Origin of the sequence: Escherichia sp. MOD1-EC6021 (genome assembly GCF_002965245.1) — a bacterium.
GTDB classification, from domain to species: Bacteria; Pseudomonadota; Gammaproteobacteria; order Enterobacterales; family Enterobacteriaceae; genus Escherichia; species Escherichia coli_F.
In genome coordinates this window covers 35,222-50,245 of sequence record NZ_PTRU01000027.1, presented here as the reverse complement: position 1 = coordinate 50,245, position 15,024 = coordinate 35,222, and the positions used below count along the sequence as shown (strand labels likewise).

General features: G+C 47.6%; 10 protein-coding genes. 1 reads left to right on the top strand and 9 read right to left on the bottom strand.

Annotated elements, in window-relative coordinates; all coding sequences use genetic code 11:
• From BEB54_RS22510 to mdtM, 9 genes are all read right to left on the bottom strand, one after another.
• Nucleotides 1-3,692, bottom strand: a 3,692-nt coding sequence (locus BEB54_RS22510) for an inverse autotransporter beta domain-containing protein (RefSeq protein ID WP_236943378.1), incomplete at its 3' end; no start/stop codon positions are given.
• Nucleotides 3,693-3,901: 209 nt separating this feature from the next.
• Complete coding sequence (locus tag BEB54_RS22495; protein WP_105277730.1) at nucleotides 3,902-5,080, bottom strand: MFS transporter; 1,179 nt, start codon at nucleotides 5,078-5,080, stop codon at nucleotides 3,902-3,904.
• 66 nt (nucleotides 5,081-5,146) lie between these two features.
• A complete protein-coding gene (locus BEB54_RS22490; RefSeq protein ID WP_123059760.1) occupies nucleotides 5,147-5,989 on the bottom strand; it encodes an SdiA-regulated domain-containing protein in 843 nt (280 codons plus the stop codon).
• A 260-nt stretch (nucleotides 5,990-6,249) separates the two neighbouring features.
• Entirely contained in the window at nucleotides 6,250-8,340 is a 2,091-nt protein-coding gene (locus BEB54_RS22480; protein ID WP_105282287.1) for a pentapeptide repeat-containing protein, read from the bottom strand.
• A gap of 312 nt (nucleotides 8,341-8,652) precedes the next feature.
• Nucleotides 8,653-8,919 (bottom strand): DUF3343 domain-containing protein, encoded by a 267-nt coding sequence (locus tag BEB54_RS22475; protein ID WP_105277732.1) that lies wholly within the window; start codon nucleotides 8,917-8,919, stop codon nucleotides 8,653-8,655.
• Nucleotides 8,916-9,683, bottom strand: a complete 768-nt coding sequence (yjiL, locus tag BEB54_RS22470) for a putative 2-hydroxyacyl-CoA dehydratase activator YjiL (protein WP_105277733.1) — start codon at nucleotides 9,681-9,683, stop codon at nucleotides 8,916-8,918. Before yjiL ends, BEB54_RS22475 begins: the two co-directional genes overlap by 4 nt.
• A gap of 9 nt (nucleotides 9,684-9,692) precedes the next feature.
• Nucleotides 9,693-10,844, bottom strand: a complete 1,152-nt coding sequence (locus BEB54_RS22465; protein WP_105277734.1) for a double-cubane-cluster-containing anaerobic reductase — start codon at nucleotides 10,842-10,844, stop codon at nucleotides 9,693-9,695.
• Nucleotides 10,845-10,959: 115 nt separating this feature from the next.
• Nucleotides 10,960-12,240: a DUF445 domain-containing protein gene (locus BEB54_RS22460; protein WP_105277735.1), complete on the bottom strand. Its 1,281-nt coding sequence runs from the start codon at nucleotides 12,238-12,240 to the stop codon at nucleotides 10,960-10,962.
• 40 nt (nucleotides 12,241-12,280) lie between these two features.
• On the bottom strand, nucleotides 12,281-13,513 hold the full coding sequence (gene mdtM / locus BEB54_RS22455) for a multidrug efflux MFS transporter MdtM (RefSeq protein WP_105277736.1): 1,233 nt from the start codon (nucleotides 13,511-13,513) through the stop codon (nucleotides 12,281-12,283).
• 478 nt (nucleotides 13,514-13,991) lie between these two features.
• On the opposite strand from mdtM, the gene BEB54_RS22450 reads away from it, so the two are divergent.
• Nucleotides 13,992-14,948, top strand: coding sequence for an Rpn family recombination-promoting nuclease/putative transposase (locus BEB54_RS22450; RefSeq protein WP_105277737.1), 957 nt, complete (start codon nucleotides 13,992-13,994; stop codon nucleotides 14,946-14,948).
• The last annotated feature ends 76 nt before the right edge of the window (nucleotides 14,949-15,024 follow it).

Below are 15,024 nucleotides of genomic sequence, written 5' to 3'. Positions count from 1 at the left end.
CCACGGGAATATCTACGGCAGCAAGCCAGTAATGGGTTAAGTGATAACAGGTGTCTGGAAATATAGGGGCAAATCCAGTTATTATCGGTGTAAGCCGTATCGTCTATCGTAATGTTAGCGGTTGGCAGCGCACTTAATCTGACGCGTTGACCGGCTATGATGTTATTAAACGCATCCTGTACGTATATACGTAGCGTGATGTTTTCGCTAACCATTATCGTTTTTTCGGCTCCGGTTATACTTATTATCTTCGCCGAACTTTCATCCGGGAGCACTGATAAACTAAACGTTTTATTATCAGATGATTGCGCTTTCCGGCTCACCACTACGTTATGTTGTCCGGCAATATTGCTGGTCATTATTACCGTCGCTTGACCCTGCGTATTAGTGGCGACTTCTGTTCCGCTTAGTGTGACATCGTTACTCTGGAAAGTGACCTGTTGGTCTTTAAGCGGATTTTGGTAAGCGTCCAGGATCGTTGCTGTCAGGGTACTCCCCGTACTGTTGCCAGCAACTATGGTATTTAATGAGGCAGTCAGCGGCTGGAGCTGCGCGCTGCTTGTATCCCCAATAAAATAGACTAGCTGATTAGCACTGGTATTATTTCTGCTCAGTGTCGCCGTCACTGTAAACTCACCCGCTTTTGTGCCTCGCAATGTGACCACGGCATTGCCGTTTGAATCGGTGCGAGCGGTGTCACTACTTAGCGTGAAGTTCCCTGTCATAGATGCTGGCAAGGTAAATTTCACATCCTCATCCGGTAGTGAGTGTCCATAAACATCTTTCACACTGGCAGTCAGGGTAACGGTATCTGTATTGTTAGCAATCGTACTGCCCGATCCGGCATTCAAAATAATTACCGATTGTTCCCTGTTTGGGACCACGGTAACCGTAACCGACTGGTGAATATTTTTATCCGCCTCAAGCGAGGCATCGACGGTATAGTTACCTGCTTTTGAACTGGTCAGGTGCACCCGCGCAATCCCGGACTGGTCAGTTGTGGCGGTCGTGTTGTCCAGTTGCGAGTCAGTTGGTGCCACAAAATTCACTTTCATATCTTTTAACGGGTTGTTATGAAAGTCTGTGACGGTGGCGGTCAGGGTACTACCCTGGCTATTACCAGCACTAATGGTATCTGGCGCGGCAACCAGTTGTTTGAGTTTTGGCGTATTCGAATCGCTAACAAATTTCGCAGTTACCCGTTGAGTAGAACCATTTGGCAGCGTAGCGCTAATCGTATTTTCTTCCGCAACCTGACTTATCATGTTAATTGTGGCAACACCATGTGCATCAGTATTTTGCTGCGTCGGTTCTACAAATTCCGCGCTTCCTTTCTCATTCTTAAAGGTGACCTGATGATTTCTCAGGGGATTATCACTCTCATCAGTGACGTTAATAGTGATGGTATTAAACGTCTTTTTATCGGCGTAAACGTCATTATTCGTTGCGGATAATGTGGCGACGTGAGCCTTATTCTGGTTTGCTTCGATATTATAAATATGCGATTGCAGAGGAGTATTCCAGTTGTGAAGGCTAAGTTGTGCCCTCAGGGCTGCTCCTTGCTTATGGGCCGGATAATTCGCTGCATAAACGCCCGGATGCTCTTCGTGCCAGACAACCGTGGCGCCTGGTTTGCTGTTCTCGACAGTGACGGCTTTTACCAACGCGTCTTCTTGATATTCAACCGGTTTATTTTTGTCGTCTTTCAGTTCTACCCTGACTTTGATGTCGTCTCCGGCATAATACAATATGTTATCTATGGATATTGAAGAATGGTCGCGGGATGAGACAACAGGGACGATATTAACGACGATGGATTCTTTTACCGCACTCTCACCGTTAAGTTGCGGTGTCAGTGTAACTGAACCTGAAGTCGTTCCTGCAGTCAGCATCTGTGTGTAGCTACCATCCCCGTTATCTGTCCAGTCAGACAGAGTGATATCCTGAACACCTTCACTGCGGGTTTGCAGTGCCAGCCCCGGAACCGGGGTACCGTCGGAATCGTGCGCAGTCACAGTCAATGTGGTAGTCGATTTTTTATCTGCTGCCAGGGTTAGCGGATTAACGGATAACAGAGAATCTTTCTGGCTTAATGCCGGAGCCTGGATGACGACCATGCTTTGCTCACGATGTGACAGATTACCTTTTACATCCTCAGCGGTAACGTCTATCGGCCACGTATTATCGGTTTCCGGGGTGTTAGTGAAGCGGTAACCAGGCAGCGTGACCGTGATATCTTTTCCGGAAGTGCTGACTTTTCCTCCAGCAGATTCCAGCGCAGCAGCGTCGATTTTATAGCCTTTCAGGGCATATTTGGTCTGTAGCGAGGAAACCAGCGGTTTTATTTCTCCAGACTTTCCTTTCACCGGATCCAGCAGACTCAGGCGAATCAGCTCTTTCTTGCGATATTCCAGAACGATGTTGTTGTTGCGATCAATCAGGTCATAACGACTACCGGCCAGACTGCGCCGTCCGGCCACTTCGTCCGGGTTAAGCTGTTTCTGCATTGAACTGCTGGGTTGCCAGGTCAGATCAACGGCAAACCGTGTGTCATTTTCACCTTGTTTCCCCTGACGCTGTTCTGCACTGAGAGTCAGAAGCGGGAAGGGGGTATAGTTGAGGCCTGCGGTAATAGCATGGGGATTACTTTGACGATCATTCTTGTCAAACAGCGCCACTTCATCGCCATAGTATTGTTCATAGACCAGTTTTCCACCCAGATGCGGCCAGGCAGGTAACCAGCCTTCTGCGCGTAAATCCCAGCCGTTAGCCGGGCGGGCTTCGTAGTCATTATCCAATTCTGGTGCGCTACGCCAGCCGGTCAGGCCGATATAAGCATTGCTGCTCAACTTCAGATAGTCACGCCAGTATTCTGCGCCAAGTCCCGCGCGGGAGTGATAGCGGCTCAGGTCGTGATCAAAAAACAGGTTGATGCCTGACATCCAACTGGGGGTGAAGTAACGCCAGCCTAAACCGGTGTTGATCTGGGTGCGATCGTCCGTTCGGTGAAGAGTATGCTGGCTGAAGAGCAGATAATCGGGTGTGTCATACCATGGATGCAGGAAGTCGAATTCCGAATTTTTCAGGCTAAAATCTTCATCCACGCCCAGAGAGATTTTCGCGGTGCCAAAGTCATTTAACCAATCAGTCATCGTGCCAGAGGCTTCTGAAGACGCCCAACCACGCGCCATGCTGCTCGCCTGCTCACTATTCATATCTTGTGAAAGCAGAGTGCCAACTCGCTGTGAAGTACTGGCTATTTGATTCTCCAGAGTGTTTTCGGCATTCGCCGGTGATACGGCATTTTGTAGCTCATGACTTCTCTGCGAGGTTGTTGCCGGAACATCCAGTTCTTCACCCTGACGCACGTTATCAAAGCCGCGGGCAAAAGTACGAAACTGATTAAGACGACGAAGCTCTTCCAGTGAAATACCAAACCGGTCAGCAACACTTTGCGCTGATTCCAGCGCGCCAAGCGTGTAAGGTACGGTTTTATTTTCTGTAAGAGGGGGAGGAGATGAAACTGTCATCTGGGGTTTAGCGTGTACCACATTTTGTGCCGTCACCATGACGGGGAAAAAAATTTGTGTGAATAAACAAACTCCGGCGGCCAGGCGGCGTATTTTGTCACCCAGACCGCATAAAGAGTTTTGATCATTATTTTTTATTTGCTGCGCATTTGTCGAAGCCATAGTGACCTTCCGTAAAAAACAGAATTAAACGTGTTTTTTCTAGCACGGAGGTATAAAACGATCCTGACTATAATATGACCAGAAATAATGAATTAGCCGTAAATTTGCTAAACCATGAATAATAGTGGCGGTGGCTGAGCACCGCCAAAGAACAAGGGGGTTTTAGTTATTTTACGTGCTGTACTGAAAAGTTAAATTCATTAAATCAACTAAGAGTAATTCGTATGTATTTTGAATATTTGCATCCCGCAGATTAACGCTGCGATAAATAGCGCAGCTGCGCCACAGAGCGTGGCACTGGCGAGCGCCGACGTTCCGTTGCCGAGCATGCTGGTCAGCACCGGGCCAAGAATTTGCCCGATACCATAAATGAGTGTCACAAAGCCCAAAAGGTTAAGATTTCCCGGCACGCTAAGCTGGCGGGCGATGGTCATCACCAGCGAGGTCGTCCCCATAAAGGTGCCGCCAAAACCAATACTGCTGATGATGAGTAATAAAGGAGAGCTACTGGCGAGGGTTAACAGTACGCAGACAGCCTGCACCAGCAAATTCGCGGTCAGGCAAGGTAATGCTCCCCACCGTTTGGCTGCCCATAGCCAGCCAAAGCAACCTGGGACAATTGACAAGCCAACCAGTGTCCAAAGGTGAGCCGTCAGCACAGGCTGGCCCGCGTCTTTCGCCATGAGCGGCAGGTACGTGGCGACGATGATATAACCAAAACCCGCCAGACCATACAGAATCGCCAGTAACCACCAGCTCATGGGTTGTCGGGCAATTTTTGCCAATGGTGCTGGTGCGATAATATGTTTCTTCGACGGAATGAGCAGCGCCAGAACAAGCAATATTATGGCAGAAAGTGCCCCGGCACCTTGCCACAACGTTTGTGAAGAGAGGGAAAAATGCAGGCCTGCCAGTACATATTCATTACCCAGAGCAATACCGACGCCAACGCCAGAAAATAGCGCCGCAAGAACAAAGGGATGGCGGGTATGTTGCATGATGAGCGTTGAGCCGAAAATCAACATCCCGGCGCTGGCGACTCCCGCCAGAAAGCGAATGATGAAAACCAGAAGAAACGGCGGTAGCCACGCCATCGCGAGGATTAATAATCCGGTTGCGAGGGCGGAAGCTAACAGGAATGGGCGCAGGCGTGAGGGCAAATGAAACGCGCCGAATGAAAACAGCAGGCTCCCCGCCAGATACCCGGCATAGTTACCACTGGCGATCCACGAGAGTTCGCTAAAGGAAAACTCGCCTTCCGCTAGCATGACTGGCAGCATAGGCGTATAGAGAAAGCGGCCTAAACCCATACCTAAGGTCAGAACCAGCATCCCGAATAACGCGGTGCTGAAAGAAAAACGTTCTACAGGATGCGATGTCGAATTCATGTTCTGCCTGATTTGTATTAATTGAGTTAACAATTTAATAACAAAAAAGGCGAGCCTGCCAGACTGTTATTGTGATTTTGTCGACGTAAAGCGATAAAAAAGATTGGGTTCGCCAACGATATAGATGTTGCCACTGGCATCCATCGCTATCCCTTCCGCCTGCTTGATATTGTGTGAAAGGCCATACCTGCCTTTGGTTAACGACATTTCGCCGATCACGTCACCTGTCACGGTCACTTCCTGCAGGGCGCGTGACTCATGTGACAACACCAGCAACGTATTTTTTTGTGGGTTAAATTCCGCGCCAGAAACATCATCCAAAGTAAACTGACGCTGCAACGCTTTATCTTTGCTGATATGCAACTCATCGCTACGCAATAGCCCGGTAACTTTGTAGACCTCTATCGGATTTTTCTCTTTAAAAAACCAGAAGGTATGGTCCTGAGAGGAATAAGCCAGCCCTTCAAAGCCACAGTTGGTTGGCGTTTCCTGCAATGGGATTTTAATTTTTTTGAGGATGCTCACTTCCGAATCAGCGTTAAGTGAAATCACATAAATGGCATAATCACGTTCATCACTGATGACAAATTTATTATCACCAATGTATTCAATCGTCTCGAGATCCTTAACGAAATCGAGCGGAATGGTGCGGATCAGATCGCCCTCGGTCGTCATTTCAACGATGGTTGCAGGTTTGTTGATAGTGCTAAACAAGGTATTGCTCTGCGCAGACCAGGTCAGTGAGGAGATATTTTTAGTTACTCCTGTAATCTCTTTACCATCGATAGTGGCCTGATAATTCTGAAACCCTGCGACATGCTGGCTTTTACGGACGCAGGATTGCACAAAAAACAGGCTTACCGCCACGATGGCGCAAAGAAAAACGATTAAGGTGATGCGCTTTTTCAACTTGTTGCTCCTTATTATTGCTTTTTTTCTCATCAAATTCAGTGCGACAGATAAGGAGTATACGGATGAAGCTTAATGAATTCTTAACGCGGGGCGATGAAATAGTAAACGCCGCAGGGGAGTTGCGGCGTTTGTCTTTGGATGGCGGAACATTTTCAGCTTACATCGACTGATAAATGCGCCTCATCCATGAATGATAGATGAGGCGGTTAACAATTTATATCCTCTGCCATACTCACTCTGTTTGGGTGATTATTGAACTATTCGTCAACTATATACGTTGGCTGATAAGACGTTAAACCCGGAATGGAAAAACTACTATTCACTTCTTTCTTTAAACGGGCTTGATTAAAACTGTTACTGTCCTGTTGCTCGGTACTGTTCTTGGCTTGTTTATCGGTACTGTCATTGGCTTTTTTATCGATATTATCATTGTAAAGATATGCACTCTTAAGAGAAACATTATTCACTTTGGTATTGAAAAAACAGGCATTTTTAAAAATTGTATCTATAAATATCGTATTGAACAACCATGCATGGTTAAATAGAATATTAGAACCTTCTGTACCAGTGAAATTAGTATTGTTAAATGTTGCAGCAGAAAAGTTTGTATTAAACAGTTTGCATTTTGTTAAATTAGCGTTTGTAAAATTGGTAAACATGCAGACAGTACCAGTAAGATCATATTCTGAAAGATCTTTATCCGATAGATCGGAATAATTTAGTATTGCTCCAGTAAGAATTACTTTAGGTGTACCAGGTATTCGAGGTGTTGCAGGTATTTTAGGTGCTCCAGGTATTTCAGGTATTTTAGAAGTATCAGATGTTGCAGATGTTGCAGATGTTGCAGATGTTGCAGATGTTTCATATAGAATGACTGATGTGAAATCTATGTGTTCAAGATAAGCATTACTAAGGTCACTTCCAGTAAAATTAACGCCAGTGAGAACTTTTCCGCTGAAGTTACAGTTTCGTAGATTTGCGTTTTTGAAATTTACATAAGTCAAGTGGCGAACTTTACGAAAATCATTATTTTCTAATGTGGCATTTTCGAATTTTGCATTACGCAGATCACAATCTGTAAAATCCACGCCTTCACAGATCGTACCGGAGAAATCCGCTTTTCTAAGAATGCTGCCATTAAAATTGACATTCCTTAGAGCCATTTTAGACAAGTCTATGCCGGTTAAATCCATTCCCGCTAAATTCAACCCTTTGATACACCGTTGACCCGATTCATCTTTAGGAATAGCAGTGCTAATAGTATTGATGACAATATCACCTATCTTGAAGGTCATTGTAATTCCTGCATCAGAGACAGAGAGTTTTCGCGTAAGACGTTCACTCTTATCTCCAGTGATACTCTTCTGAGCAACGTAAAAGCGCTCGCATGTATGACAAAATCTTTTCCAGCTCTCATTTGGTGTCAGATTATTGTCCGGGAGGAAGTGAGCAATGCTATAAAGATCGTTCAGAACGCTATTTCTTATTTCAGGAGAGGCGCACTCTATAATTTCAGAGGTGGATATTGTATTTTTTATTTTATCTCTATTATCCGTGAGATTTCGTGATCCTGATATATTTGGCTGCTGGTGATTTTCTCTGTAGTATTGCAGCACATTTTCCCATTGTAAGTTTGTCAACGAGATAGTTTCAGTCTCGTTATTATTATCCCGTATGGTTAATTGACTTTCTACTGGGTCAAAAGAAATTATGAAGTTATTCAGATGTCGATATTGATGAGTGGCATCTAATTTCACTTCAAATGAATTTGAACTTTTGCAGGCATGTGTTAAAAACTTATCAAAGGGAAGGTATTGCTCTTTTTCTACGTGCTGTGGGTCATTTCGCAAAACAGAGAAAATGCTCTCTTTCAAATTGTTCTTGTCAATATAGATTGGTAGTTGCGCTTTTTGTTCCATTATTTTAATAAACTGCTGCAGTTGCTCGGTTTTAACATTGCAACTATGACTTATATCTTTGTGGTAAACAGTTAATACGCTTTCATTATCATCTTGTCGATTAAATATTATTTTTAGATCGTTAATTTCAAACTCATTTAAACCATTTCTTTTGGTTTTGGCGATGATTTGTTCTGTTGTTGATGAATATCGATTTAAGGTTAATTCGAGATTGTCGGGATTAGAGATAAGGTGAATAAAAACATTCAGTACACGCTTAATAAAACCATCATTCAAATGATTTATATCATAATTAATTTGTTTTTGTATGGTTTCAATTTCCGTGTTAATGTCAAATGGTTGGTTGCTTTTTTTATGGCAAGGTTTTAGTCCCGAATACATGTCGAGTGTTGGAAGAATATCGCCGTATATGTTAAATGTGGAGCCCATATTTTTATCCTTGAATTGTGAAATGTTCTTCTAAATCTAATATAATCAGGGGGTGTGGGTAAAGATAAGCTTCACACTGAAACTTATCTTTATCATTACCACACCCGGTAATCATTTTATTGCTCTATGTATAATTATGGGTTTAAGTATAATACAATGTATATTGTATTTTAGACGCGCAATAGTAAGGTGCTATCAAAAATCGCTCATTTTGTGGACGGGAAATATTTCACAGCAGGCGAGATATTTAATACAACTTCCTTCATGCAGGATTATGTGCAGCCAAATATCCGGGCGTTATATTTAAAGATCTTATTGCATGGTTGACGCTTCTGAATCGTAATGCACCACGCACTGCCAGTCGCTGCCCTGCTGGCAATATATCGCTTCGGTCTGCCCAGGGATCATCCATTGTATTTCCTCGCCGGGGGGACAGGTCAGCCAAATGCATAACCCGCAGCCGCCGCGTAAATCACGGGGAATATCGCTGACGCGAAAAGTCATGCCCGCTGCCTGCAACGCCTTGCGGGTTTGTATGACGCCGACCGTGGAGTGAAACAAAAATAAAAACTCTTTCATCGGCGTGTCCACACTCGTTGACCAATTACCGCCGCGCCAATTGCGCCAGCAAATTGCGCATCAGGATGGGTATTTACCGGCATTCCCAGATGAGATTCCAGCATCCGGGCAAACGTCTGGCAATGACTAACGCCACCAGTAAACAGAATCGGCGCTTCACAGGAGAGACGAGCAATGAAATTGGCACTCCGCCGCGCCATCGCGTTAATCACTCCAGCGAGAATCGCTTCTGGCGCGACGCCCGCTGAGCGCAGGCTGATCACTTCTGATTCGGCAAACACTGTACACATACTCGTGATGGCGTGCGGCGTGATATTTTCCGTTATGCTGTCGAGCTGTTCGACGTTGGTGCCAAGCGTGCGCGAGATCACCTCCAGGAAACGCCCGGTGCCCGCCGCGCATTTGTCATTCATCAGGAAATCGCACAGGTTACCGTCATCATCAAGCTGAATCACTTTGCTGTCCTGACCGCCGATGTCAATTATCGCGCGCGTTGCTGGCGCAAGAAACCGAGCGCCCAGCCCGTGACAGGAGATTTCCGTCACCTGTTTATCGGCAAAATCCACCAGTTGCCGCCCGTAGCCGGTGAGCGTCAGAAACGGCGTTGTTTCTAACCCTTCGCGCAGAGTTTCCCAGGCTTCAGTAATTGCTGTTGCCGGGCGAAAGGGTGTTGGAACGAGGAAACGGCGCGTAATCACGCCGTCTGCCAGTAAGATCCCTTTGGTGGCGGTTGAGCCGGAATCAATGCCAATCGAATATGCCACTGCCACTCCTTACAGCATCTCAATAAAGGCCGCGACACGGGTGCTGAGCTGCCCGACATCTGAGGTGGAGTAGTCTGTTTCAATAGCGATATAAGGAATGTTGTGCTGCTGACGCACATGACGTTTAATCGCCAGCGATTCCACCGCATAGGTATGGCACGCCTGCAAAATCACATCAACTACGCCATCGACCTGATATTCTTCCACCATCTGGCTGAGCATTTTCAGGCGCTGATCGTTCGGCGAAACACAGGAGCAGCCAATCGCCAGATATTTATCCGCCAGCGCGTCGTAGACATCGCCCGTTTCTGCCACGCGTTGCTCGGTCGCTTTCGCCCCGGTGCAGTTTTCATAACCGACAACCCAGCCGCCATTCTCTTCAATCGCGCGCACCACTTTCTCTGCTGCGCCGCCAATTGGGCAGCCGGTGATTAAAATGCGTGGACGCGGGTCCAGTCGCTGGCCTTCTTCCCACTGCTGACGAACGCGGGCGGTCATTGCATCCAGTTCGTCAACCAACGCCTCTTTATCGAACCGGAAGGTTGCGCCGTAGACCACTTTCAGAATGTCGCTGCCGCTAAGCGCTGGAGGATTTAACTGCCCAAGATGATAAAAATTGGCCAGTGCGCGACGTTCGCGGTTTTTCAGCGCAATGGCATCGCGCAGAGCATCTTCGCTAATCTCGTGTCCAAAACGTTCCTCTACCGCTTTTTGTAAGCGCAGCATCTCAGCTTTCCATAATGCACGCGAGGCATCGTCCTTAACGCTGTTGGGCAATTGCATCACATGCACGGGCTTAAACTCTGCCATGTATTCATACATTTTCTTTTTGCCGTCGCAGGTGGTTTCACCCACCACCAGATCGGAAAAGTAGAAGTAGGGGCATTTATCGGTTTTGCCGAAGCCATAGCTGCTTTTAATCAGCGGGCAGAGATTGCGCGGCAGGTCTTTTTCCGCTTCTTCAATGGTTTCATCAGAGGTGGAACAGAGCGAAACCACAACCGCACCGGCTGCCATTGGGATCTCTTGCGGCATAAAAGTACAGTAGGTACCAACCAGCGGAATGCCGCGCTCCTTGAGATCCATGACGGTGAGAAAGCCTTTCTGGCGAGCTTCAGAGAACTGATCGAAAATAGCGGGTAGATCGGTGACAAGTGACATGATTTTCCTTCCCCGTACCACGGGAGATAATGAAAAGAGGCCACATTATTACCATTCTTTTAGTGTGGTTTATTTGATCTCTCTCGCGGTTAGCCACTTAGTTTTTCATGGATTTCTAAAAATTGCCGAGGGGGAACAAGGCCGGGAGCTGCGACAGCAAATACAAAATTAGCCCAATACAACCGCCAACTAGCGTACCGTTGACACGGATAAACTGCAGATCTTTGCCAATATTTAACTCGATTTGCCGCGACATATCCCGCGCATCCCAGCTTTTTACCGTATCGCTGATATGGCGCGTCAGGAATGCGGAAAACTCAGGCGCGACACGGTGCGCGGCTTGTTCCAGATGACCATTTAACGACGCCCGCAAGGCATCATCGGCAATTAACGTTTCGCCAAACCATTGCCCCGCCCGCGCGATACGTGCTTTCACACGAGAATCTTCGCTGTTGATATCCGCTTTCAGCCATTCCCGTAAATCCCCCCACAATTCACTTAGATAGCGGTTAAAAGCTTCATCTTCTTTCAGATAGCTTTTTACGGCATCGGCTCGCGCTGCCATTTCCGGATCGTTTTTCAGCTTGTCGATCAGGGCGAAGGTGGCGCGATCAAATGCATGGCGGATCTGATGCGCACGATCGCGACTAATATCATCAAGCAAAGAATTCACCGCGTCAGAAACTAACTCCGCGCTATGTTCGCCCAGCCATTCAGTGGGCAAAATTTTGGCTTTTAGCGGATGCTCGCTCTCCAGCCAGCGAACAATTTGCTGGGCGATAAACTTGCGCGATTTATCGCGCTGAAGCAGGGCGATCAACTGTGCGATCAGCGTATCCAGCAGCACCTGATGGCGATCGTTTTTAGTCATGCTTTCCAGCATCAGTGCACTGGTGCCAGAAAGATCGACCTTATCAATCGCCCGATGGACTGCGCGCTTAAGCAGGCGTTGAATACGCGCATCATCGGTCAGTTCAAGAAAACCACTCATGATCTGCAGCAGATGTTGACCGACGCGGCGGGCGTTCTCCGGCTGACTAAACCAGTTACCGATCAATAACGCTGGTTCATGACGCCGAATCAATGCCACCAGCGACTGGGTATCGAGAAATTTTTCCTGCACGAACTGGCCGAGATTTTCACCAATCCTGTCTTTATTACGCGGGATAATCGCCGTATGACGAGAAATGATCGGAATCGGCACGCGGCGAAATAGCGCCACCACCGCAAACCAGTCAGCCAGCGCGCCGACCATCGCCGCTTCAGCAATCGCCTTCACGCCGCTCACCCAAAAATTGGGCGGTAAAAACAGCGTAACGACAAAGGTAGCAGCGGCGATAAGCAGTAAAGAGAGCGCCAACCTTTTGGCGCGTCTGAGTTCGATGAGTTTATTCATAACGTTAAGAATAGAGCCTGACGGCAGGATCGCGCAAAAATCACCGCTCCTCCACCAGCTCGGCAGCCTGATGTTGGCGCACGCGATTGAGCAATCCCGCCAGGGTGAAAACGACGATAACGCCCGCCACAACGGCTAACAGATGAAACGGCAAGCGACCGCCGTTAAACCACAGCCAGCGGCCGATTTCGACCGAGACCGACATCACCATCAGGATCACCATATTTAGCGATGCGGAGACGGTCCCTTTCGGTAAGTTATTGGAAAACAGCGTAAAGCGGAATAAGGTCGGGAAAATCAAACCAATCCCGAAAGCATACAGACTGGTGCCCAGCACCGACCACAGCCAGACATGCGGCGACAGCAGATTGCCGACAATCAACAGAGCGAGGCCGACCAGTTGAATAGGTACGGCACGCCAGATAAACCGCGGTTCGGTCGGATCTTTAACAAAACGCGCCACGATGGCATTCGCGACAATCACCGCACCGAACACCGGAACCTGTGTCCAGGCGAACTGCGAAGTTGTTAAGCCGCCTGCATCGATAAGGATCACCGGCGAGACAGCCACCCAGCTCATCATCGGGATATAGCTTAAAGAGATGGTTGCTGCGCCAAAGAGGAACAGCCGATTGCAAAAGACATTACGAAAATCGCGCAAGACGCTTTTGGCGCTAAACGGAACCGCGCCGCGCTTCACTGTCTCTGGCATCGCCAGCAGTAAGCCAACAAATGAGATAAAACCCATAATCGCAATGATGGCAAAAAGGACTTTCCAGTGCACAAAGTGCATCAGAGCTGCGCCGGAAAGCGGGCCGATAATTGGCGCAATCAGTACGATGGAGGTGATAATCGCCATCAACTTGATCCCTTTTGTCTGCCCGAACGCTTCCTGCACCGTGACATAACCGACGGTAGCAATAAAACAGATACTGGTGCCCTGAATTGCACGCGCGATAAGAAATTGTGTCATTGACGTTGTGAACATTGTCGCGGCGCAGGCAAGGGTAAAAATTAGCGCCCCGGTAATCAGCACCGGCCTGCGGCCAATTCTGTCGGAAAGCGGCCCCAGCAGCCACTGTAACGCCATACCGCCAGCGAGATAGAGACTGACGGCAGCCGGGGCCAGACTGACATCGGCGTTAAAATCACGGACCACATTAATGATCCCAGGCTGGATCAGATCCGTCGACAGATACGCGGCAAAGTCATACAAAATCAACGCCATCGGGAAAAACAGCGTGGCGGCATGGCGGGCAAAAAAACGAGGCATAACAAACAACTCCTTGTCCGGAGAACCCCAACGGGGAAAACGAAATTCAATACCGTCGGTAATGACGAAAGGCAGGTGAGAAGGGCAACGAGACTGCAAATGTACTGAATTTCATGTAATCAACCACACTGCCTGTGAACACACAGACAGAGAAATACTTTCTGACTTCGGGTCAGAATGTATAACGATTACAAATAGTCATCAGCACATTACACCTCTTGAATTGATGGGTTGCATAGAAAATATACACCTTAAGTGTAATTAAAATTTGCGGTTAATCAAAAGAGCGCGGTGGAATGGGGAATATCTGCCGGGTACAGGACATGTAAAACGCGAGCTTGTTTCCGGAAAAATGTATCGTTTGCAGAAGAATAAAAATAGCCTGGAAAGCGCCTCGGGGAATGGGAAATTGCCGGGTGAGAATGGTTTTGTTAGTCGCTAAAGTCAGGCCATCTTTTTCAACAGGTGATGGATCGCCATGACAAACTTCACGACCAGCACGCCGCATGACGCATTATTTAAATCCTTTCTCACCCACCCTGACACCGCGCGGGATTTTATGGAGATCCACTTACCAATAGATTTACGTGAACTGTGCGATCTCGATAGCTTAAAACTGGAATCCGCCAGCTTTGTCGATGAAAAATTACGGGCGCTACATTCCGATATTCTGTGGTCGGTAAAGACCCGTAAAGGCGATGGCTATATCTATGTGGTGATTGAACATCAGAGCCGCGAGGATATTCACATGGCTTTTCGCCTGATGCGCTATTCCATGGCGGTGATGCAGCGCCATATCGAACATGATAAACGCCGGCCGCTACCGCTGGTCATCCCGATGCTGTTTTATCACGGTAGCCGTAGTCCTTATCCCTGGTCTTTGTGCTGGCTGGACGAATTTGCCGACCCGACTATCGCACGGAAGCTTTATACCGCCGCGTTCCCGCTGGTGGATGTTACTGTCGTGCCAGACGACGAGATTGTGCAGCATCGCAGAGTCGCCCTGTTGGAGTTGATCCAAAAGCATATTCGCCAGCGCGATCTAATGGGGCTTATTGATCAACTGGCAGTATTACTGGTTACAGGGTGCGCTAATGACAGCCAGATAACTGCGCTGTTAAATTACATTTTACTGACTGGCGATGAAGCGCGTTTTAAGGCGTTTATCAGCGAACTTACCAGGCGAATGCCACACCACAGGGAGCGAATAATGACAATTGCAGAGCGAATTCATAATGATGGATGGCTGTTGGGAAGGGAGAGGGGGAGGAAAGAAGGGAAAGTAGAAGGGGAACGGAGCCTCCTCCGATTGTTGTTGCAGAATGGGGCCGATCCTGAATGGATACAACGATATACCGGACTTTCGGCAGAGCAAATGCAGGCATTAGATCAGCCCTTGCCTGAAAGCAAGCGTGATCCATGGATCGAGTACTAATCAGAGACGGATGACAAACGCAAAGCAGCCTGATGCGCTACGCTTATCAGACCTACATTTTCTCTACAATCTATTG